This is a genomic window from Micromonospora kangleipakensis (genome assembly GCF_004217615.1).
Classification (GTDB): domain Bacteria; phylum Actinomycetota; class Actinomycetes; order Mycobacteriales; family Micromonosporaceae; genus Micromonospora; species Micromonospora kangleipakensis.
This window is the reverse complement of record NZ_SHLD01000001.1, coordinates 6,198,814-6,219,925: the sequence shown is the minus strand read 5'-3', so window position 1 is coordinate 6,219,925 and position 21,112 is coordinate 6,198,814. Positions and strand designations below refer to the sequence as shown.

The window sequence follows — 21,112 nt, the reverse complement described above, 5'->3', positions numbered from 1 at the left end:
GACCACGCACCGGTCCCTCCCCGCCCGCGTGCGGTCAGCCCCGTCCGGCCCGCTCGCGGTGTTCCCGGGGCGAGAGCCCGTACGCGGCCCGGAACGCCCGGCTGAAGTGGGCCGGATCCCGGAAGCCGCAGCGGGCGGCGACCTGCCGCACCGTCAGGTGCCGCAGTCGCGGGTCGGCCAGGTCGCGGTAGCAGCAATCCAGCCGGCCGGTACGGATCAGCGCGGCGACGGTCGTGCCGCTGCCCTCGAAGAGCCGGTGCAGCGACCGGAGTGACAGGTGGTGCGCCTCGGCCACGGCGGCCGGGGTCAGCTCCGGATCGGTCAGGTGCCGCCGCGTGCCCGCTGCTGATCCGGGCCGGCACCGACTCGCGGGCGACCGGTTCCCGCCAGAAGTCGAAGCGCTCCGCCGCGGGCAGCCCTGCGGTGTCGACCGACGCCACGGCCAGGACGACCGGCCACCTCCAGGAGCGGCGAAGCGGGCGGACGCCGTCCCCAGCAGCGTAACCAGCCCACCCCCGTGCCCCGCCCGCGCGTCCGGCTCCTGGGCGGTCCGCGGCGCGGCCGGCCCGCGCCGCGGACGCGCCCCGACCCCGCCGGTGGGGTGTGGGCGTGCCGCGTCCGGTGGAACACCATGGGTGTCACCGGGGTGCTGTGGCACCCATGGCGTTCCACTCGCCGAACACAGTCCCCGCCGCGGTGGCTCAGGCGGCGAGCCAGAGGGCGGGCACGTTCGGCGGTTCCCAGCCGGTGAGCGAGGTGTGCGCCTGCCGGCACTGCCAGGTGCGGCCGGCGTAGCTGACCAGCGCGCCCAGGGCGTACGGCGTGTTGGGCTGCCAGGCCGGGGCCCCGGCCGTCGGCGTGCCCGACGGCGGCGCGGTCGTGGTGGGGGGCGGCGTGGTGGGCGAGGGGGAGGTCGTCGGCGGGGGAGTGGTGGTGGGCGGGGCGGTGGTCGGGGTGACCTGGCCGAACGTGACGTCGGAGCAGGTGTAGAAGGCCTCCGGGCTGTCCGAGCGCTGCCAGATCGAGTAGACCAGGTGCCGCCCGGCGCGGTGCGGCAGCCGGGCGGTCATCCGGTACGCCCCGTCGGTCAGCGCCGGGTCGGTGGCGGTGTGGAACAGCTCCAGGTCCGCCCAGCGCAGCGGACGGGTGGGGTCGTAACCGTCCCGGGTGACGTACAGCTCGAAGGTGCCGCGGTGCGGGGCGGTGGCCCGGTAGGCGAAGGTCCAGGTGTCGCCGGAGGGGAGCGCGGTGGCCGGCCAGTCCGCGCGGGCCAGGTCGAAGCCGCGGTACTTGTCCCGGTTGGCGCTGCACAGGTGGCCGTCCGGGATGAGCTGGCGGTGCCGCCCGGCCGCGTCGGCGATGTTGACCTCGTTCCAGTCGTAGAGCGCCTGGGTACCGCCGGCCGCCACCGCCGCCCGGCAGGCGTCGGTGTCCGGCGACTCCGGGCCCTCCAGAAAGCAGGCGTACGTCCGGCTGACCGGAGACTGCATGCTGCCGTGCGCGCCGGCCTGGCTGACCAGGGCCAGGCAGGCGAGGATGGGGATGCCGCCGATCGCCGCGACGGTCAGGGCCCTGCGTCGTCGGTTCATGGGTCCTCCCTATTCGTAAGGAAAGTTAACTAAAAGTTTCGGGCATGCCGGGCGTGACATGCAAGGGCGTCGATGTGACAGACTCGCCGCTCGGCATGTCCCGATGTCCGCGCCGATGGAAGGGGACCGATGGGCCTGACGCACCCGAGGGTGGCGAGCGCCGTAGCCCTGCTCGCGCTCCTGCCGCTCACCCTGGCCGGCTGCGGCCTCGGCGGGGACGACGACACCCAGGCCCCGGCCACCCAGGCGCAGCGCGCGCCGGCCGAGGAGGCCGCCGCCAAGTCCCGGGAACGGGTGCAGGCGTACCTCGACGCGATGGCGGCCAAGGACGTCGACGCCGGCCGCAGCCAGCTCTGCGTCCCCATGCAGAAGCCCTTCGACGCCGCCGCCACCGGCCCGAACGGCGACTTCGCCGACCACTTCACCGTCCCGCAGGCGACCATCACCGACGTCCGGTCCAGCCCGCGCGGGCAGGTGGTCAGCACCGCGGTCACCGTCGCCGTCGGTAGCCGCAAGGCCACCCGGCCGCTGCTCTTCACCGTCACCCGCAGCGGCGCCGACTGGTGCATCTCCGCCGAGGCCCAGGGCGGCAACACCCCCGAGCCGGCCACCACCCCCTGACCGGTAACCGGCGCTGACCTGCCGGTGTCGGTGATCTCTCATCTGCCGGAACCGTCCCCCTCGGCGGCGGGCAGCCCCGACTGTCGCCGTACGCTTTCTGTCATGCGCCATGAGTGGCATCAGCTGAGTCACCCCGCGGTGGGCAGCCCGGGCCTGCAGACCAGTCGTCCGACCGTCGACTCCGCCGAGGACGCGGCCCTCGGCCTCGACCGCTGGCGGGAGCTGCCCCGGGCGCAGACCCCGCCCTGGCCGGACGAGGCCAAGGTCGCGGAGGTCTGCAAGGTGCTCGACACCGTGCCGTCGGTCGTCGCGCCCTACGAGGTCGACCAGCTCCGGCAGCGGCTCGCGCTGGTCTGCGAGGGCAAGGCGTTCCTGCTCCAGGGCGGCGACTGCGCCGAGACCTTCGCCGACAACACCGAGAGCCACCTGCTGGCCAACGCCCGCACGCTGCTCCAGATGGCGATCGTGCTGACCTACGGCGCGTCGCTGCCGGTGGTCAAGGTGGCCCGGGTCGCCGGCCAGTACACCAAGCCCCGGTCGCTGCCGACCGACGCGCGCGGCCTGTCCGCCTACCGCGGCGACATGATCAACTCGCTGGAGACGACGCCGGAGGCGCGGGTCGCCGACCCGCAGCGGATGATCCGGGCGTACGCCAACTCGGCCGCCGCGATGAACATGCTCCGGGCGTACCTGGCCGGCGGCCTCGCCGACCTGCACGCCGTGCACGACTGGAACAAGGGCTTCGTCAAGAACTCCCCGGCCGGCGAGCGCTACGAGGCGATCGCCCGGGAGATCGACCGGGCGCTGGCCTTCATCCGGGCCTGCGGGATGACCGACGACGAGGCGCTGCGCACGGTCACCCTCTACTGCTCGCACGAGGCCCTCGCCCTGGAGTACGACCGGGCGCTCACCCGGGTCTCCGGCGAGCGGGCGTACGGGCTCTCCGGGCACTTCCTCTGGATCGGCGAGCGGACCCGGCAGATCGACGGGGCGCACATCGACTTCATCTCCCGGATCGCCAACCCGATCGGGGTGAAGCTCGGCCCGACCACCACCCCGGACGAGGCGATCGAGCTCTGCGAGAAGCTCAACCCGGACAACATCCCCGGTCGGCTCACCCTGATCAGCCGGATGGGCAACCACCGGGTCCGGGACGCCCTGCCGCCGATCGTCGCCAAGGTCACCGCGGCCGGCGCCAAGGTGGTCTGGCAGTGCGACCCGATGCACGGCAACACCCATGAGTCCTCGAACGGCTACAAGACCCGGCACTTCGACCGGATCGTCGACGAGGTGCTCGGCTACTTCGAGGTGCACCGCGGCCTGGAGACCCACCCGGGCGGCCTGCACGTCGAACTGACCGGCGAGGACGTCACCGAGTGCCTCGGCGGCGCCCAGGGCATCGAGGACCTCGACCTGCCCGACCGGTACGAAACCGCCTGCGACCCGCGACTGAACACCCAGCAGTCGCTGGAGCTGGCCTTCCTGGTTGCGGAGATGCTGCGTGGCTGATCTTGTTGATCTTCGGTCCGACACGGTGACCCGGCCCACCGCCGGGATGCGCGAGGCGATGGCGACCGCCGAGGTCGGCGACGACGTCTACGGCGAGGACCCGACCGTCGCCGCGCTCGAGGCCGAGGTCGCCGCGCTCTTCGGGCACGAGGCGGCGCTCTTCGCCCCGACCGGCTCGATGGCCAACCAGATCGCCCTCCAGCTCGTCGTGCCTCCCGGCGACGAGCTGCTCTGCGACGCCGACGCGCACGTCGTCACCTACGAGATCGGGGCGGCGGCCGCGTACGGCGGAATCTCGTCGCGGACCTGGCCGGCGGTCGGCGCGGAGATCGACCCGGACCTGGTCGCCGGGATGATCCGGCCCGACGGCTACTTCGCCGTCCCCACCCGGGCGATCGCCGTCGAGCAGACCCACAACCGGGGCGGCGGCGGGGTGATCCCCCTTGCCAGCCTGCGCGAGCTGCGCCGGGTCGCCGACGACAACGGCCTCGCCCTGCACTGCGACGGCGCCCGGATCTGGCACGCGCACGTCGCCGACGGCGTGCCGCTGGCCGAGTACGGCGCGCTCTTCGACACCATCTCGGTCTGCCTCTCCAAGGGCCTCGGCGCACCGGTCGGCTCGCTCGTCGTCGGCAGCGCCGAGAAGATCGCCCGGGCCCGGTTCGTCCGCAAGCGGATGGGCGGCGGCATGCGGCAGGTCGGCATCCTCGCCGCCGCCGGCCGGTACGCCCTGGCCCACCACGTCGACCGGCTCGCCGACGACCATGCCAAGGCGGCCCGACTGGCCGAGGCGATCGCCCCGTTCGGTGTGCTCGCCGCTCCGGTCCGGACGAACATCGTCCCGCTGGACCTGACCAAGCACCCGCTGGACGCGAAGACCCTCGCCGCCGCGGCCCGGGCGGAGGGCGTGCTGATCTCGGTGCTCGGCCCGCGCACCGCCCGCCTGGTCACCCACATGGACGTCGACGACGCCGCCATCGACCGCGCGGCCACCGCCCTCACCCACCTCCTCCGCGCCTGACCCCCCCGGGCGCTCAGGCCCGCCCTCGACGTGTTGATCAAGAAGTTTGCGCCTGGTTCCGGCTCCGGGCCGACGCAAACTTCTTGATCGACAAGGCCGCGCATGGCGGCGGGCAGGGCCTTCGGTGGGTCAGGGGTGGAGGCGCTTGAGGGTGGCGATGTCGGCGGCGTGGCCGACGTGCTTCTCTGAGGGGGTCTCCACCACGATCGGGATTCCCGCGGTGGCGGGGTGGCGCATCAGCTCGGCGAACGCCGGCTCCCCGATGCTGCCCTTGCCGATGTTCTCGTGCCGGTCCCGGGTCGAGCCGACGAGGTCCTTCGAGTCGTTGGCGTGCACCAGCTTCAGCCGGCCCGGCCCGACGGTGGCCACCAGGGCGTCCAGCGTCGCGGTCATGCCGCCCTCGGCGGCCAGGTCGTGCCCGGCCGCCCAGGCGTGGCAGGTGTCGAAGCAGACCCCCAGCCCGGGGTGCCGGTCCACCGCGTCCAGGTAGGGGCCGAGCTGCTCCACCCGGGAGGCGAGCGACCGGCCGCCGCCCGCGCTCGGCTCGACCAGCAGCATCGGGCCGCCCGTCGCCGCCGCCTCGTCCAGCAGCGGCAGCAGCGCCTCGCGGACCTGCCGCATCGCCGCCTCCGCGTGCCCGGCGTCGACCGCGCTGCCCGCGTGGAACACCACGCCCCGGGCGCCGATCGCCGCCCCCCGGCGCAGCGCGTGCGCCAGGGTCAGCGCCGACTTCTCCACCGTCGCCGGGGTCGGGGAGCCGAGGTTCACCAGCAGCGACGCGTGGATGAAGACCGGCACCTCACGCTCGGCGCAGCCGTCCCGGAACAGCGCGTCCTGGGCCGGATCCCCCGCCGGCAGCGCCCAGCCGCGCGAGTTGGAGACGTAGACCTGCACCACCTCGGAGCCGGTCGCCTCGACGTACGGCAGGGCCGCCTTCGCCAGGCCACCGGAGGTGGGAGTGTGTGAGCCGACCGGCCGGTGCGCGTTCACAGGCAGGTGATCGTGACCGGGGTGCCCGGGGGCACCTGCGAGTTCTCGCCCGGGTTCTGGAAGCGGGCCACGCCGTTCGGGTTGAGCTGGATGCTGGTCGGGAAGCCCTGGCTCTCCAGCACCTGCTTCGCCTGCTGACAGGGCAGGTCGATCACCCGGGGGACGACGACCGCCGCGGGGCCCTTGCTGATCTGCAGCTTGACCTGGGCGCCCTTCTCCACGCCGGTGCCGTCCGCCGGGCTCTGACCGAGGACCTCGTCCTTCGGCTTGTCCGAGTCCTTGTACGTCTCCACCGGGGTCAACCCGAGCTGCGCCAGCGTCGCCCGGGCTTCGTTGACGTTCTTGCCGACCAGGTTCGGCACCGAGATCGGGGCCTTGCCCTTGCTCAGCACGACGGTGACCTTGCTGCCCGGCTTGACCACGGTGCCCACCTTCGGGTCGGTGGCCACCACCACCCCGGCGGGCAGGTTGTCGTCGTACCGGGCGGTGCCCTTGGCCACCACCAGCTTGGCGTCGGTCAGCTCCGCCTGGGCCAGCTCGAAGTCCTTGCCCAGCACGTCGGGCACCGGCAGCCGCTCCGGCCCGAGCGACAAGGTGAGGGTGATCGTGCCGCCCTTGACGATCCGGGCCGCGGAGACCGGGTCTTGGCCGAGCACGCTGTCCTTGGGCGCCTTCTCGTCGTACCGCGGCTCGGCGTAGGCGAGGGGGAAGCCGGCCCGGGCGGCCCGCGCCTCCGCGTCGGCCTTGCTCAGGCTCACCAGCTGCGGGGCGACCGTGTACCGCCCCACCCCGAACCACCAGCCGCCGACCGCGGCCACCAGGCCGAGGACCACGGCCGCCGCGGCGATCGCCAGCCGGCCGCGGGGCGAGCCCAGCACGCGGGTACGCAGCCCGGTCAGCCGGGCGCCCAGGTCGCCGCTCTCCGGCGCGGCCCGGCGGCGGTGCGGGCGCTGCCCGCCGCCCTCGGGCAGCCGGGCCCAGGCGGGCCGCTCGGCGGGGCGGACGGCGGCCACCGCCATGGTCGGCTGGGACATCGGTGTGGTGTCGTCGCCGAGCCGGCGCAGCACCGTGGTGTGCGAGTTCGCGTTGCCCAGGTCGTCCCGGGCCACCTGCACCTCGGCCAGCAGCGCGCCGGCGTCGGCCGGGCGGGCCCCCGGATCGCGCCGGGTGGCCCGGGCGACCAGGTCGTCGAGTGCCCGGGGCAGGCCGGGCACCAGCGTCGAGGGGACCGGCACGTCCCGGTCGACGTGCTGCCAGGCCACGTCCACCGGCCGGTCGCCGTCGTACGGGACCCGGCCGGTGAGCATCTCGAACAGCACGATCCCGGCCGAGTAGACGTCGGTGCGGGTGTCCGCGCGCCCCTCGGTGACCAGCTCCGGGGCGACGTACGCCACGGTGGCCATCAGCTGGTTGCCGTTCTCCTCCTCGGCGCTCGCCTCGACCGCCCGGGCCAGCCCGAAGTCCGCGACCTTGACGACGCTGTCCACCAGGTTGGCCGGGCCGCCGGCGGGCGCCTCCGCGACCAGGACGTTCTCCGGCTTGACGTCGCGGTGCACCAGGCCGGCCCGGTGGGCGGCGGCGATCGCGGCGAGCATCTGCTCGGCGATCGCGAGGGCCTCGTCCGGGTTGAGCCGGCGCCGCTCGGCGAGGACGTCGCGCAGGGTGCGCCCGCGGACGTACTCCATCACCAGGTAGGGGAGGCCGCCGTGGGTGCCCTGGTCGTAGACCGCGACCACGTTCGGGTGGGTCAGCCGGGCGATGGTCTTCGCCTCGTCGGTGAACCGTGCCACGAAGCCCGCCATCCGGGCCCGGGCCTCGGGGGCCTGGGTCGGATGAATGATCTTGACCGCCACGGTGCGCTCGAGGCGCTCGTCGGTGGCGGTGTACACGGTCGCCATGCCGCCACGGGCCACGCGACCGCGAATGCGGTAGCGCCCGTCGATCAGCGAGCCCAGCAACGTGTCGGCGACCTGTGTGTCCATCGGCAGGCAGTCTATGTGTCGGAAGGGTGAAGGTTGAACAGGATGCTACAGCCGGCGCCCGACCTGCTGCGTCCCGCCGCGCTCGCCCCGCCGCCGGGCTCCCGGCCGCCGCGTCCGACGGGGGTGCCGTTGCCGGGTCCGTACCGGGCACGTGGCAGGGTGGTCGGGTGACCGATTCCGTACCCGCCGACCAGGCCGCCACCGGCGCGGACCTGCCCGGACCGACCGACCCGGCCGCCTGGCTGACCCTGCCGGACGTCGCCGAACGGCTCGACCTGTCGATCAGCAAGGTCCACCAGATGATCCGGGACCGCGAGCTCATCGCGGTACGCCGCGACGGCGTCCGCCGGATCCCCGCCGACCTGGTGGCCAACCGCACCGTGCAGAAGCACCTGCCCGGCGTGCTCAACCTGCTCGCCGACGCCGGCTACGACGACGACGCGGCGCTGCGCTGGCTCTACGAGGAGGATCCCACCCTCCCCGGCACCCCCGCCGTCGCCCTCGGCGGCGACCTGGCCCGCGAGGTCAAGCGCCGCGCCCAAGCCCTCGGCTTCTGACCCCACCCCGCCCGCCCTTCGGTGCGGTGATCATGAAGTTGTTGCCCGTGACACCGGCGTGTCGTGACAACAACTTCATGATCACCGGGGCCGGCGGGCCGGCCGGGCCGGGCCGGCGGGCGGGCGGGCGGGCCGGGGCCGGGGTTGGGTCAGTCGGTGCGGCGGGTGGCGGCGATGGCCAGGTCGACGAGGGCCTGGCGGGCCTCGGTGTCCAGGTCGACCGTGGTGAGGGCGGCCAGGGCGCTCTCGGTCAGCGCGCCGATCCGCTGTTCGGCGCGGGCCAGCGCGCCGCTGTCGATGATCAACTGGCGCAGCCGGGCCACCCCGGCGCCGTCGAGCCCGGGGTCGCCGAGGCCGCCGAGCAGCAGCTCCCGGCCGGTGTCGTCGAGCGCCTCCAGGGCCGCCGCCACCAGGTAGGTCCGCTTACCCTCGCGCAGGTCGTCACCGGCCGGCTTGCCGGTCTGCGCCGGATCCCCGAAGACCCCCAGCACGTCGTCGCGGAGCTGGAACGCCTCGCCCAGCGGCAGCCCGTACGCCGAGTACGCCGACCGCACCTCGGCCGGCGCGTCGGCCAGCGCGGCGCCGAGCAGCAACGGCCGCTCGACGGTGTACTTCGCCGACTTGTAGCGGGCGACCTTGCCGGCCCGCTCCAGCGAGGTGTCCCCGGTCGCCTGGGTCAGCACGTCGAGGTACTGCCCGACGGTGACCTCGGTGCGCATCTCGTCGAAGACCGGCCGGGCCCGGGCCACCGTGCGCGGGTCGAGGCCGGCGGAGTGCAGCAGCTCGTCCGACCAGACCAGGCAGAGGTCGCCGAGGAGGATCGCGGCGGCGTCGCCGAACCCGTCCGGGTCCCCGCCCCAGCCGGCCGAGCGGTGCCGGGCGGCGAACCGCCGGTGTACCGCCGGCTCGCCGCGCCGGGTGTCCGAGCGGTCCATCAGGTCGTCGTGGATCAGGGCGCTGGCCTGCACGAACTCCAGCGCGGCGAGGGTGGTCACCACCTGGTCGGAGTCGACGCCGCCGGCGCCCCGGTAGCCCCAGTAGGCGAAGGCCGGCCGGAGTCGCTTTCCACCGCCCAGCACGAACGCCTCGATCGCCTCGGCGACCGGTGCGAGGGCGTCGTCGACACCGGTCATCCAGCCGCGTTGGCCGGCGAGGAACTCGGTCAGGGCCTTGTCGATCCGCTGACGCAGGCCGGCGCGGTCGACGGGGGAGACGGGAGCAGCGTGGGTCACGCCAGAACGCTAGCCGGTCCCCGCTGGTCGCGTCGTATCGCCGGGTCGGCGCGCCGCGCGGAGCGTCGACCGGGGTGGCCGGACGCGGGCCGGTCCGGGTGCGGCCGCCGCCCCGACCGGCAGGTACGGGCGGGCCGCCGCGAGGAGCGCGGCGTAGCGCCGTACCGCCGGCTCGTCGCGGTGCGCGGCGAGCCGTCGGCGTACGTCGGTGAGCTGGCCGACCGCTCGGGGCGAGCCCGACCGGACGGCGTCCAGCAGCGCGTCGCCGGCCACCGCGCAGGCCTGCTCCACCTCGCCGAGCTGCAGGTGGCCCCGGGCCAGCCAGGCGCCGTAGACCGCCGCGCGGCGCGGGCGGCCCCGACCGTGCACGGCGGGGCGCAGCAGCGGTGCGGCGGGTCCGGGGCGGCCCAGCGCGACGAGGGTGCGCCCGGTCATCGCCGCCAGCTCCGCGTCGTCGAGCCAGTAGAGCCAGGGCGGTTCGCGGCCCGGCTCCGGTCCGGTCAGCCGGCCAGCCGCCGCGAGGGCCTGCCGGGCGGCCCGCTGCCGCCCACCGAGCGCGGCGGCCAGCGCCACCCGGTGCAGCAGCAGGGCCCGCAGCCCGGGCGAGGCGGCGCCGCGGGCCCCGGCGTACCCGGTACGGGCCAGGGTCAGCGCACCCGCCGCGTCCCCGGCGCCGGCGAGCAGGTGGCTGGCCGACCCGAGCACGTGCCCGGCGAAGGCGGGATCACCGGCGGCGATCGCGGCGCGCAGTGCCAACCGGTAGGCGTCCAGGCCACCGGTCAGGTCGCCCGTGTCGGCGGCGAGCCAACCGGAGAGCTGGGCCGCCTCGGCGAGGACCGGCAGCAGCCGGCGGCGCGTTCCCGGGCCGGCGCCGGAGAGCGTCCGGGCCGCCCGGCGGAGTCGGCGGGCCGCGTGACCGGCCAGGTCCGCCCCGCCGAGCAGGTCGTCCCACCGGCGCAGCTCGGCCAGGTCGTCGGCGCCCGACCGGACCCCGCCCGGCCCGTTCCCGCCCGGCCCGACGCGCAGGCCCGGCCCGGCCGCCTCCGGGCCCGTCCCCGCCGGCCCGGGGTCGGCCACGCCGGGCGCGGCGGCCGGCCCGGTGCGGGCGTGGCCGGCCAGCCGGCCGAGCGCCGGGCCGCCGAGCGCGGAGCCGGCCGGATCGGCCAGCCAGCGCTGCGCGAGGGCCAGCAGCGCCGCCCGTGACCGGGCGCCGCCCCGGGCGGTCGCCGACGCGTCGCCGGGGTGGCGGCTGCGCGCCGCGGCCTCGGCGAGCAGCTCGCCCGGCACGTCGAGGACGACGGCGAGCCAGCCCAGCCAGAAGCCGCCGGGGAGCCGGAGCTGCCGTTCCCAGCGGGAGACCTCGTGCCTGGTGAGGGTGGGCACGCCGGAGGCGGCGCAGAGCTCGGCGGCGATCCGCTGCTGACTCCAGCGGCGGGCCAGCCGCAGCTCGGCCAGGAGCGGCCCGAGCAGGCGCGGGCCGGGTGGCGGGAACGGGGTCATCGGTCCTCCAGTGGGCGTCGGCGCGGTCAGGCGGCGCGGACACCCGGCCAGACCTGGACCGGACCCTCCGCGTCGCGGATCGTGCTGACCCCCGCGCGGCCCCCCGGGGACCGGCCACCGGCCGGCCCCACCGCGCTGCCCCGGTTTTACCCCCCGGGTACGACGCTCCCGGCGGCCGCCGTCCGCCCGCTGGGAAGCTCATGGGTGCCTCGAGCGCGGACCGCTAGAGTCGGTGCGTGGCGCTCGGTCTCCCCTCGGTCCTCCCGAATCCCCAGCCGGCGATCGGGGAGCTGATCCGTGCTGGCCAGCCGACCTTCTCCTTCGAGTTCTTCCCGCCCAAGACGGAGCAGGGGGAGCGGCTGCTCTGGCAGGCGATCCGCGAGCTGGAGTCGCTGCGTCCCTCGTTCGTCTCGATCACCTACGGCGCGGGCGGGTCGACCCGGGACACCACGGTCGCGGTGACCGAGCGGATCGCCACCGAGACCACCCTGCTGCCGATGGCGCACCTGACCGCGGTCAACCACTCGGTCGCCGAGCTTCGGCACGTCATCGGCCGGCTGGCCGGTGTCGGGGTGCGCAACGTGCTCGCCGTGCGGGGCGACCCGCCGGGCAACCCGGGCGGCGAGTGGGTGCCCCACCCGCAGGGCGTGCAGTACGCCGAGGACCTGGTCCGGCTGGTCCGCGACGCCGGTGACTTCAGCGTCGGGGTGGCCGCCTTCCCGTACAAGCACCCGCGCTCGCCCGACGTGGCCAGCGACACCGCGCACTTCGTCCGCAAGTGCCGGGCGGGGGCGGAGTTCGCCATCACCCAGATGTTCTTCGACGCCGACGACTACCTGCGGCTGCGGGACCGGGTCGCCGCGGCCGGCTGCGACACCCCGATCCTGGCCGGGGTGATGCCGGTGACCCAGATCGGCACCATCGAGCGGTCGGTGCAGCTCTCCGGGGCGCCGTTCCCGCCCGCGCTGGCGGAGCGGTTCCAGCGGGTCGCCGACGACCCGGATGCGGTCCGCCGGCTCGGCATCGAGCAGGCCAGCGAGATGTGCGCGAAGCTGCTCGACGAGGGCGTGCCGGGGATCCACTTCATCACCCTCAACCGGTCCACCGCGACCCGCGAGGTCTGGCAGCACCTCCAGGCCGGCACGCGGGTGTGACCATCCGTCCCGCCGACACCGGCAGCGTCCTTCTACGGTTGATCCCGTGGTGGGCACACAGCTGAACTGGGACCAGTACGCGACGGCGTGGGCGCGGCTGCACGGCGGGTTCGACCCCCGGGTGGCGGCGCCAGTGGTCCGCGCCTGGCTGCGCTTCGCCTACCACGTCGGGTACGTGCTGGGCCGGCTGCGGGTCGGCCCGACCGCGGTCACCGTGGTCGGGGTGCTGCTCTGCCTCTGCGTGCCGCTGTTCGTCGGCCGCACCGGGGACGGGCCGCTGCTCGGGGCGCTGTTCGTGCTGCTCGCCGCGGTGGCGGACAGCGTCGACGGCGCGGTGGCGGTGGCGACCAACCGGACCACCCGGCTCGGCTACGTCTACGACTCGGTCGCCGACCGGTTGGGCGAGGCCGCCTGGCTGACCGCGTTCTGGCTGCTCGGCGCGCCGGGCGCGCTGGTCGCCGCCGCCGGTGGCCTCTCCTGGCTGCACGAGTACGTCCGGGCCCGGGCGGTCTCCGCGGGCATGCGGGAGATCGGCGCGGTGACCGTGGGGGAGCGCCCCACCCGGGTCTGCGTGGCCCTGGTCGGGCTGCTGGTCGCCGGGCTGACCGGGCTGATCGACGTGGATCTCCCCGCCGGCACGATCACGATGGCCACCACGGTGTGGGTGCTGCTGGCCGGATTCGGCCTGGGGCAGCTTCTCTCCGCCGTCCGCCGGGCGCTGATCGACGCCGGCTGACTCGCCCCCACGCGCACCACGGACGGGGCGGTGCTACCAGGCCGGGCCGATCTCCTCGGCGACGATCTGGGCCGACATGGTGACCATCAGCAGGCCGCCGCCGGGGTGGCTGGAGCCGCCGACCAGCCAGAGCCCGTGGGCCGGACCCCGGTTGGCCGGGCGGAGCAGCCCGCCCGCGGTGCCGTAGATCGTCCCGCCCGGCGCGCCGGTCGCGGCGTCCAGGTCGGCCGGGGTACGGATCTCCCGGAACACCAGCCGGTCCCGCACGTCCACGCCCCGCTCGGCGAGCACGTCGAGGATCCGGTCGGCGTACGACTCCGCGAGCCCCGGGCGACGCCAGTCGACCGCGCCCGGGGCGGTGCCGTGCCGGGCGGCGTTGACCAGTACGAACCACGCCTCGTGCCCGTCCGGGCGGACCATCGGGTCGTCGGCGACGGTGACGAAGACGGTCGGGTCGACCGCCGGCCGGGCCCGGATGCCGCGCCCCGGGTCGCCGAAGACCGCGTCGAACTCGGCGTCGTGGTCGCGGGGGAAGAAGACGTTGTGGTGGGCCAGCCCGGAGTCGCCGCGGACCCCGAGCAGCAGCACGAAGCCGGCCAGGCTGCGGTCGGTCAGCCCGGCCAGCCGGCGGGGGCTGGGCAGCAGGTCCCGGTAGACGGTGAGCGCGTCGACGTTGGCCACCACCACGTCGGCGGGGACGGGCGCGGCGACGCCGGCGAGGCGTACGCCGTGGACCCGGCCGCCCACGGCGTCGATCCGGGTGACCGTGGCGCCGGTCTGCACGACCACGCCGAGGTCCAGGCAGCGGGAGAGCAGCGCGTCCGCGAGGGTGCCCAGCCCGCCGCGCAGGTACCAGCCGCCGAAGGCCAGCTCGGCGTAGGGGACGGCGACCAGCGCGGCCGGGGCCCGGCGCGGGTCGGCGCCGGTGTAGGTGGCGTACCGGTCGAGCAGCATCCGCAGCCGGGGGTCGGACAGGTGCTTGCGGCCCAGCCCGCGCAGGCTGCGGCCGGGCCCGATGGCGGCCAGGTCGCCCAGCCGCCAGGCCAGCCCGGCCAGGTCGCGGGGGGAGTCGATGGCGCGGCGCAGGATGTCCCGGTGCGACGCCTCCCAGACCCGGGCGGCGCGCCGCCAGAGCCGCTGCCAGTCGGCGGCGGCCCGGTCGCCGAGGGCCGCGCCGATCCGCGCGGCGAACTCGGCCGGGTCGGCGCACGAGTCCAGGGCGGGCCCGTCGCCGGGAAAGACGTGCCGGACGATCGGGTCCAGCGGGGTCAGGTCGAGGTACTCGTCGAGCTTGGCCCCGGTCGCCTCGAACAGATCGTGGAAGACCTGGGGCAGGGTGAGCAGGCTCGGCCCGGTGTCGAAGTGGAACGACCCCGCCGGGGTGTCGTGGGCGTACCGGCCGAGCTTGCCGCCCACGGTGTCGGCCCGCTCGAAGACGGTGACCTCGTGCCCGGTGACGGCCAGCCGGGCCGCGGTGGCCAGGCCACCCACGCCGGCGCCGATGACCACGATCCGCGCCATGCCGTGTCCTCCTAGCTGACCGGGCGGCCCCGCCAGGACAGCCGGCGCCGCTTCCGCAGATGGTACGACCGGAATGTCAGCCAACCGAGGACCACGACCGACACGGGGTGTGCCAGCGCGTCGGGCCAGGCCCGCCCGCCGGTGGCCCGGGCGCTGAGCGCCCGTCCGGCGACGCCCAGCGCGTAGGTGGCCAGGGCGAGCGCCGCCACCACCGGCGCGCCGGCCGCCAGCGCCGCGACCGCGACCAGCGGGGGAGCCGTGTAGAGCAGGAGCAGCAGCGTCACCACGACCGCCGCCGCCGCCGGGTGGCCGAAGGAGGCCCAGAGCGACTTGGTGTAGCCGTCGCGCAGCTGCGGCCAGGTCTCGTACATCCGGCAGGCGGCCAGCTTCGAGCCGTCGGCGAGGGCGATCCGGCCGCCGGAGCACTTCACCGCCCGGGCCAGCTCGATGTCCTCCAGCACCTTGTCGGCGACCGCCGCGTGCCCGCCGGCCCGCAGGTAGCCGGCCCGGTCGACGACGAGGAACTGCCCGCCGGCCGCCGCCAGGGACGGCCGCGGCGAGCGCTCCATCGCGCGCAGCGGCAGGAAGGTCAGCCACAGCCACTGCAGCAGCGGCTGCACCAGCCGGTCGGCCCCGCCGCGCACCAGGATCCGGGGGTACGGCGACAGCAGCGCCGCCCGGGCCGCGCGCAGCTCGGTCACCGCCGCCGCGACGGCGTACGGGGTGAGCACCACGTCGGCGTCGACGAAGGCCAGCACGGTGGCGCCCGGGTCGGTGCGGGTGGCGAGCTGCCAGCAGGCGTGCGGCTTGCCCAGCCAGCCCGGCGGCGGGGCGACCCCGGTGAGCAGGGTGAGCCGCGGGTCGTCGCCGGCCACCGCGCGCACCACGTCGGCCGTGCCGTCGGTGGATCCGTCGTCGAGCACCACGATCCGCAGCCCGGGCACGCCCCGCTGGGCGAGCAGCGCGCGCAGGCACGGCTCCACCCGGTCGGCCTCGTCGCGCAGCGGCAGCAGCACCGCCACCGGTTCGGTCACCTCGACCGGACCGGCGTCGGGGCGGCGCAGCCAGCGGGTGGCGTTGACCCAGGTGTGCGCGGTGAGCGCGGCGACCGCGACGAGGGCGAGGACGGCGGTCATGCCGCCGCGTCGACGCCGGGGCGTGGCGCCCGGTGCGGCTCCCGCCGGTCGGTGCCGTCGCGCCGGGCGCGGAGCAGCGTCCCGGCCAGGGGCAGGGCGGTCACCGCCATGCCGGCCGCGCCCCAGACCGACGAGGCGGGCAGGCGGAGGAAGACCGCGTGCGCCAGCACGCTGGAGAAGTACGTCCACAGGTAGAGCCCGAACATCGGCGCGTCCCGCCCGTCGGTGCGGTCGGCGGTGGCCCCGGCGAGGGGGCGCAGCGCGCTCATCAGCAGCACCGCGAAGAGCAGCCAGCCGAGGTAGTTGCTGACCGGGATGCCGGGCAGCCCGGGCAGCGCCGGGGTGGCGTCCCGCCACACCCAGTACCCCTCGGCCACCATCTGCGGGTCGAGGAAGAGGTCCCAGGCGGCCAGCCCGACGGCGGCCAGCGCGATCCGCCCGGGTCGGGACGAGGTGAGCCGGACCGCGGCCAGCCAGGCCGGCCAGGCCATCCAGGTCCAGGCGAGCGGGATGATCAGCGGCACCCCGGCCAGCTTCGGTCCCAGCTCACCGGAGTAGTCGTAGCTGCCGAACGGGACGCCGGTGGCCACCCCGACCGCCTCGATCGCGAACCCGCCGCCGGTGGCCACCGCGACCAGCGCCCCCGCCGTGCGCGCACCCCGGCTGAGCAGTGCGTGGCCGACCGAGAGCAGGTACCCGAGGACGACGGTGGCCACGGTCAGCCCGGCCCGGGTCGCGCCGTCGGTGAGCGGGTAGCAGATCTGGGCGAGGACCAGGACGGCCAGCAGCGCCCAGGGCAGCCGCCGCGGGATCACGGCGCGGCGGGGCCGGGGGCGGTGGCCGGCGCGGGCAGCGGCAGGTCCCGGCCGAGCACGCCGAACGGCCGCTCGTCGCCGGGGAAGTGGAAGTGGCGCAGGATGTCGGCGAAGCCGAACCGGCGGTACAGCCGCCACGCCCGGGACTTCTGCTCGTCGGCCTCCGGCGTGGAGAGCAGGGTCGTCGTCCCCTCCGCCATGCTGAGCAGCGCGCGCAGCTGGCCGGCGCCCAGGCCGTGCCCCTGCGCGGGCGGCCGGACGTGCAACTCCACCACCTCGAAGCAGTGGGTCAGCCACCGTCGCCGGGCGTCGCCGTCGAGCGCCCGGTACACCTGGTCGTGCCACCACTGGCCGGCGGCGCCGAGGTAGCCGTACCCGAAGCCGGCCAGGTGGCCCTCGGTGGTGAGGCTGGCGACGGCCCGGAAGCCGGGGCGGCGGACGTGGGTGCCGATGTAGCCGCGCCGGGCATCCAGCAGGTCGGCGCGGTAGCCCATCGCCTCGCCGTAGACGGCCACCACGTCGTCCAGCCGCCGGACCAGATCGTCCGGCGTCCACCGCACCAACCTCATGCGCGTCCTCTCGCCGTTTCCGGACCGCCCTCGGCGACCCAACCGAGCACCGTCCGGTCGCCCGCCACGTCGCGCACCTCGAACCGCGCGAAGAGCTCCTCCGCGTACCACCCCTCGGTGGGGGTGCGGGTGATCGCGGCGCGGTGCTCCGGGTGACGGTACGCGAACGCCACCAGGTCCGCCGGATCGCGCCACACGCTCACCGTGCCCTGCCAGCCGAGCGGGGCCTCGCCGACGCCGAACCGGGCGAGCAGCCCGGGCGCGGCGTGCAGGGCGGCGGCGACCGGCGGGATCGCCCGCCAGAAGGTGACCGCCCGGCGGGCCCGCAGCCGGGCCCGGGTCAGCGCCAGCACCGGCCCGTCGACCCGGCCGCCGGGCGGGTCGCCGAAGGGGCGGACGCCGGACCACTCGCCGCGGCTGGTGAGCGGGCGCAGGTCGACCCGTACCGACGAGCGGGCGATGCGAGCCCAGGAACGGCCCACGGGCGAGGCGTCGAAGCCGGCGGCCGCGGTCGCGGAATCCCAGGCCACCAGCGCCGCCCACCGGGTCAAATCGGCGTCGCCGGGACCGAAACCGGTGCCGGTCCCGGTGCCGAGCAGCTTGCCGAACCGTACGCCGCGGGTCAGGCGCAGCCGCAGCGGATGCGTAGCCATTCGGGCCAGCGCCCCGGGGACGGCCGTCCGGGGGATCCGCCACACGTGCAGGGTGACCAGCTCCGGGCTGGTGTCGCGGGCGGTGGCCGGCCGGCGCTCGCCGGTGAATCGCGACATCGGGGCGTGGTCCTCGCCCGTCGACTCGCTCACGCCACGTCGGCCGGCGTCCCGGCGGTGATCCGCAGCAGCTCGGCGTACGTCGTCGGGAAGACCGCCTGCGGCACCCCGCCCGCGGCCCACACCTCGTCGTACTCCTGCAGGGCGGTGTCGACCAGGGTGCGCAGCGGCCGCGGGTGGCCGACCGGGGCGACCCCGCCGATCACCTGACCGGTGTGCTCCTTGACGAACTCCGGGGTCGCCCGGCGCAGCCGGGTGACCCCGATGGACGCGGCCAGGCCGGCGGCGTCCACCCGGTGCGCGCCGCAGGTGAGCACCAGCAGGGGCGCGTCGTCCGCGTCGAAGATCAGCGAGTTGGCGATGGCGCCCACGCCGACGCCGAGCGCCTCGGCCGCCGCCGCGGCGGTGTGCACCGCCTCGGGCAGCAGACGAACCTGGCTGGCGTCGCCGGCGCCGTCCCGCGCGCCCGCGTCGTCGAGCGCCCGCTGCACCGCCTGCACGTTCGGATGTGGCTGCATGCCGGTCATTCTTCCCGGTCCACCGTCCCCGGTTCACCCGACCACGCCGCAACTCCCACCCGGCGGGGGGTCAGGGGTGGCGGGTCCGGATGAGGAGGTCGACGCCGTCGAGGATGCGGGCCAGTCCGAAGTCGAGGGCCTGGTCCTGGGCGGCGTGCGCGGCCGCCGACCCGACCGCGGCGATCAGCGCCGGAAAGCGCTCCTCCTGGCCCCGGAGCAGGGCCGCCAGGCCGGATTCCAGCGCCTGCTCGGGCGTGCCGGTGTCCATCGCCGCCACCTGCTGGGCCAGGTTGCGGGCGTGCCCGAGCAGGAGCACCGCGACGTCCAGCATCTCGCCGCCGTTCAGGCCGGTGCCGGTGAGGGCGGCGAGGGCCCGGTCCAGCCAGCCGAGCTCGTTCGGGCCCATCACCCGGGCGCCGACGGTGGCCGCCAGGGCCCAGGGGTGCCGCCGGAAGCGGTCGAACAGCTGCCGGGCCCAGTCGTCGAGCTGGTCGCGCCAGCCGGCGCCCTCCGGTGGCGCGGGGGGTTCGCCCACCGCCGTCTCGATCATGAGGGCGACCAGTTCCGCCTTGCCGGGGACGTACCGGTACAGCGCCATCTTGGTCACGTCCAGGGACTCGGCGACCCGCTGCATGGTCAGGCCGTCGAGCCCGTCGGCGTCGGCGATCGCGATGCCGGCCCGGGCGATCGCCGTCAGGGTCAGCGTGGGGCGGGGCCCACGCCGTGGCGGGCTCGGCGTCCCCCACAGCAGCTCGTAGAGCGTGCGCTTGTCCGGCGCGCCACCGGCACCCGCCCGGTCCATGGGCCTCCCTCGATCGGTCTTGTCGGGAACCAAAACTGTGTCTAGAGTACTCTGTATCCAACGGACACAGTTCCGATTCAATGGGGGAAACCGATGTCTCACACCCTTCCGCTGCGCGGCCGGCGCGTCCTGGTCTCCGGGGCCGGGGTCGCCGGGCCGGCGCTGGCCTGGTGGCTGGCCCGCTACGGCGCCGAGGTCACCGTGGTCGAGTTGGCCCCGGCGCTGCGCGCCAGCGGCTTCGCGGTCGACTTCCGCGGACCCACCCACCTCGGCGTGCTGGCCGCCATGGGGGTGCTCGACGAGCTGCGCGCCCGGCAGACCCACGCCGGGGCGATCAGCAGCGTGGACGAGCACGACCGGGAGATCTTCCGGCTGCCGGCCGAGTTCGCCGGGGGCGAGCTGGAGGTCTACCGCCGGGACCTCTCCCGGATCCTGTACGAGCACGGCGCCGACCGGGTGGAGTACCTCTTCGGGGACGTGATCACCGCCCTCGCCGAGACCACCGACGGGGTACGCGTCGACTTCGCCCGCGCCGCGTCGCGCACCGTCGACCTGGTGGTCGGCGCGGACGGGCTGCACTCGGGCGTCCGGCGGCTGGTCCTCGGTCCGGAGTCGGCGTACGTGCGGCACCTCGGCTACCACCTGGCCGGCTGGGACCTCCCCAACGAGCTGGGGGTGAGCACCGTCCCCCGGCAGTACAACGTCCCCGGGCGGATGGCCAGCGTCGCCGCCGACCAGCGCGACCCGGACCGGGCCGGCGCCCTCGTCGTCTTCGCCGCCCCCCGGCTCGACTTCGACTGGCGCGACCTCGACCAGCAGAAGAAGCTCATCGCGGACGCCTTCGCCGGGCTGGGGTGGCACGTGCCGCACCTGCTGGCCGGCCTGCGCGACGCGCCGGAGCTGTACTTCGACTCGATCAGCCGGGTGCGCGTGCCCCGCTGGCACACCGGCCGGACGGTGCTGCTCGGCGACGCGGCCTGGGGCGTCACGCTCGGCGGGATGGGCGTCGGCACCGGCGTCGTCGGCGCGTACGTGCTCGCCGGCGAGCTGGCCCTGGCCGGCGGCGACCACCGGGTCGCCTTCGCCGCGTACGAGAGGCGGCTGCGCGCCTACGCGATGCGCTGGCAGCGGGGCGCGAGCCCGGGCCGGTTCCTCGCCCCCGCCACCGGATGGGGGCTGTGGCTGCGCAACCGGCTGCTGGCCACCCGGCCGGTCCAGTCGATGCTCCTGCGCAGCACCGGTTCGCTGGCCACCGATCTCGACCTGCCCGACTACCCGGCGCGGGTCTGAGCCGCCGGCCGGGTTCCGGGCCAGTTCGGGGTGGCCCGGACCCGCCCGGCGGCGTCCACCAGCAGGCCGGCGTACCCGTCGAGGGTGGCCAGCCAGTCGAGCGCGTCCGCGCCCCGGGCGACGGCCGCGGTCGCGTACACGTCGGCCCAGAGCAGGTCGGGGCCGACCACGGTGACCGACCGGACGGCCTCGGCGGGCCGGCCGGCGCGCGGGTCCACGATGTGCGCGCCGCGCCGCGAGGTTCCCGACGTGGCGACCGCGCCGCGCTCCCGCTCCAGCACGTCGAGCAGCCGCCCGGGGCGCCCGGGGTCCTCCACCCCGACCCGCCAGGCGGGCCGGCCCGGCGCGGTCCAGAGCAGCACGTCCCCGCCGGCGTTGAGGCAGAGGTCGTGGTCGGGCAGGTCGGCCAGCCACCGCGCGGCCCGCTCCACCGCCCAGCCCTTGACCAGGCCGGACGGGTCGAAGCCGGTGCCGCCGGCGGGCAGCGGCAGGCGGTCGGCGTCGAACCATCCGTCGGTCCGCAGCCGGGCCAGCTCGCAGAGCTCCACCACCTCGCGCACCACCGGCGCGGCGGTGGCCGGGTCGGGCCGCCGGCCGCCGAGCCGGCCCAGCACGCTCTCCGGCCGGTACGTGCTGAACACCGCGTCGATCTCGCGCAGCTCGGCGAAGACCCGCTCCACCCGCTCCGCCACCGCGTCGGTACGGACCTCCGGCCCGCGCAGGTGCACGCTGACCGGCAGCCCCATCACCTGCACCACCCAGGCCCGCCGGTCGAGCTCCGCCGCCAGGTTCATGGTCGT

Annotated in this window: 21 protein-coding genes; 7 read left to right on the top strand and 14 right to left on the bottom strand. The window is 75.8% G+C overall.

Annotation, left to right across the window (positions count from 1 at the left end; genetic code table 11):
* Positions 1–34: 34 nt before the first annotated feature.
* Positions 35–295 carry a helix-turn-helix transcriptional regulator gene (locus EV384_RS36550; RefSeq protein WP_242624354.1) on the bottom strand — a complete coding sequence of 87 codons (261 nt, stop codon included), beginning with the start codon at positions 293–295 and terminating at the stop codon, positions 35–37.
* Positions 296–701: 406 nt separating this feature from the next.
* A complete protein-coding gene (locus EV384_RS29590) occupies positions 702–1,589 on the bottom strand; it encodes a lytic polysaccharide monooxygenase (protein ID WP_130338474.1) in 888 nt (295 codons plus the stop codon).
* A 150-nt stretch (positions 1,590–1,739) separates the two neighbouring features.
* Between EV384_RS29590 and EV384_RS29585 the strand changes: the two genes are divergently transcribed.
* The 3 genes from EV384_RS29585 to EV384_RS29575 all read left to right on the top strand — a co-directional run bounded on the left by EV384_RS29585 (position 1,740) and on the right by EV384_RS29575 (position 4,740).
* Positions 1,740–2,210 (top strand): hypothetical protein, encoded by a 471-nt coding sequence (locus EV384_RS29585; RefSeq protein WP_423202926.1) that lies wholly within the window; start codon positions 1,740–1,742, stop codon positions 2,208–2,210.
* Positions 2,211–2,312: 102 nt separating this feature from the next.
* Entirely contained in the window at positions 2,313–3,719 is a 1,407-nt protein-coding gene (locus tag EV384_RS29580; protein ID WP_130338470.1) for a class II 3-deoxy-7-phosphoheptulonate synthase, read from the top strand.
* Positions 3,712–4,740 (top strand): threonine aldolase family protein, encoded by a 1,029-nt coding sequence (locus tag EV384_RS29575; RefSeq protein WP_130338468.1) that lies wholly within the window; start codon positions 3,712–3,714, stop codon positions 4,738–4,740. Before EV384_RS29580 ends, EV384_RS29575 begins: the two co-directional genes overlap by 8 nt.
* A gap of 129 nt (positions 4,741–4,869) precedes the next feature.
* On the opposite strand, the gene EV384_RS29570 is transcribed toward EV384_RS29575, so the two are convergent.
* Positions 4,870–5,730 (bottom strand): deoxyribonuclease IV, encoded by an 861-nt coding sequence (locus EV384_RS29570; RefSeq protein WP_130338466.1) that lies wholly within the window; start codon positions 5,728–5,730, stop codon positions 4,870–4,872.
* Positions 5,727–7,712, bottom strand: coding sequence for a Stk1 family PASTA domain-containing Ser/Thr kinase (gene pknB, locus EV384_RS29565; protein ID WP_130338464.1), 1,986 nt, complete (start codon positions 7,710–7,712; stop codon positions 5,727–5,729). The genes EV384_RS29570 and pknB overlap by 4 nt, the downstream gene beginning before the upstream one ends.
* 167 nt (positions 7,713–7,879) lie before the next feature.
* Between pknB and EV384_RS29560 the strand changes: the two genes are divergently transcribed.
* A complete protein-coding gene (locus EV384_RS29560; RefSeq protein WP_130338462.1) occupies positions 7,880–8,269 on the top strand; it encodes an Rv2175c family DNA-binding protein in 390 nt (129 codons plus the stop codon).
* Positions 8,270–8,418: 149 nt separating this feature from the next.
* Here EV384_RS29560 and EV384_RS29555 read toward each other — a convergent pair whose 3' ends face one another.
* Both EV384_RS29555 and EV384_RS29550 read right to left on the bottom strand, forming a co-directional pair.
* The gene (locus EV384_RS29555; protein ID WP_130338460.1) at positions 8,419–9,501 is read right to left on the bottom strand and encodes a polyprenyl synthetase family protein; all 1,083 of its coding nucleotides are present in this window, start codon (positions 9,499–9,501) and stop codon (positions 8,419–8,421) included.
* A gap of 9 nt (positions 9,502–9,510) precedes the next feature.
* Positions 9,511–11,001, bottom strand: a complete 1,491-nt coding sequence (locus tag EV384_RS29550; protein WP_242624353.1) for an NsdA family TPR-like regulatory protein — start codon at positions 10,999–11,001, stop codon at positions 9,511–9,513.
* A gap of 236 nt (positions 11,002–11,237) precedes the next feature.
* Here EV384_RS29550 and metF point away from each other — a divergent pair, with 236 nt between their 5' ends.
* A complete protein-coding gene (gene metF / locus EV384_RS29545) occupies positions 11,238–12,155 on the top strand; it encodes a methylenetetrahydrofolate reductase [NAD(P)H] (RefSeq protein ID WP_130338458.1) in 918 nt (305 codons plus the stop codon).
* Between the two features lie 46 nt (positions 12,156–12,201).
* Positions 12,202–12,891, top strand: coding sequence for a CDP-alcohol phosphatidyltransferase family protein (locus EV384_RS29540; protein ID WP_130338456.1), 690 nt, complete (start codon positions 12,202–12,204; stop codon positions 12,889–12,891).
* 33 nt (positions 12,892–12,924) lie between these two features.
* Here the strand turns inward: EV384_RS29540 and EV384_RS29535 are convergent, their stop codons facing one another.
* The 7 genes from EV384_RS29535 to EV384_RS29505 form a co-directional block, all read right to left on the bottom strand.
* Entirely contained in the window at positions 12,925–14,412 is a 1,488-nt protein-coding gene (locus EV384_RS29535; RefSeq protein ID WP_130338454.1) for a phytoene desaturase family protein, read from the bottom strand.
* 11 nt (positions 14,413–14,423) lie between these two features.
* Entirely contained in the window at positions 14,424–15,548 is a 1,125-nt protein-coding gene (locus tag EV384_RS29530) for a glycosyltransferase family 2 protein (protein ID WP_130338452.1), read from the bottom strand.
* A complete protein-coding gene (locus EV384_RS29525; RefSeq protein WP_423202974.1) occupies positions 15,545–16,360 on the bottom strand; it encodes a carotenoid biosynthesis protein in 816 nt (271 codons plus the stop codon). Before EV384_RS29525 ends, EV384_RS29530 begins: the two co-directional genes overlap by 4 nt.
* Positions 16,360–16,932 carry a GNAT family N-acetyltransferase gene (locus EV384_RS29520; protein ID WP_130338448.1) on the bottom strand — a complete coding sequence of 191 codons (573 nt, stop codon included), beginning with the start codon at positions 16,930–16,932 and terminating at the stop codon, positions 16,360–16,362. Before EV384_RS29520 ends, EV384_RS29525 begins: the two co-directional genes overlap by 1 nt.
* Complete coding sequence (locus EV384_RS29515) at positions 16,929–17,702, bottom strand: monooxygenase (protein ID WP_130340892.1); 774 nt, start codon at positions 17,700–17,702, stop codon at positions 16,929–16,931. The genes EV384_RS29520 and EV384_RS29515 overlap by 4 nt, the downstream gene beginning before the upstream one ends.
* A gap of 29 nt (positions 17,703–17,731) precedes the next feature.
* Positions 17,732–18,220, bottom strand: coding sequence for a YbaK/EbsC family protein (locus tag EV384_RS29510; RefSeq protein WP_130338446.1), 489 nt, complete (start codon positions 18,218–18,220; stop codon positions 17,732–17,734).
* 70 nt (positions 18,221–18,290) lie between these two features.
* The gene (locus EV384_RS29505) at positions 18,291–19,022 is read right to left on the bottom strand and encodes a TetR/AcrR family transcriptional regulator (RefSeq protein WP_130338444.1); all 732 of its coding nucleotides are present in this window, start codon (positions 19,020–19,022) and stop codon (positions 18,291–18,293) included.
* Between the two features lie 93 nt (positions 19,023–19,115).
* Between EV384_RS29505 and EV384_RS29500 the strand changes: the two genes are divergently transcribed.
* Positions 19,116–20,312, top strand: a complete 1,197-nt coding sequence (locus EV384_RS29500) for an FAD-dependent monooxygenase (protein WP_130338442.1) — start codon at positions 19,116–19,118, stop codon at positions 20,310–20,312.
* Here the strand turns inward: EV384_RS29500 and EV384_RS29495 are convergent.
* Entirely contained in the window at positions 20,294–21,106 is an 813-nt protein-coding gene (locus tag EV384_RS29495; protein WP_165440110.1) for an FAD:protein FMN transferase, read from the bottom strand. The two genes, EV384_RS29500 and EV384_RS29495, sit on opposite strands and share 19 nt — an antisense overlap.
* Positions 21,107–21,112 lie beyond the last annotated feature (6 nt).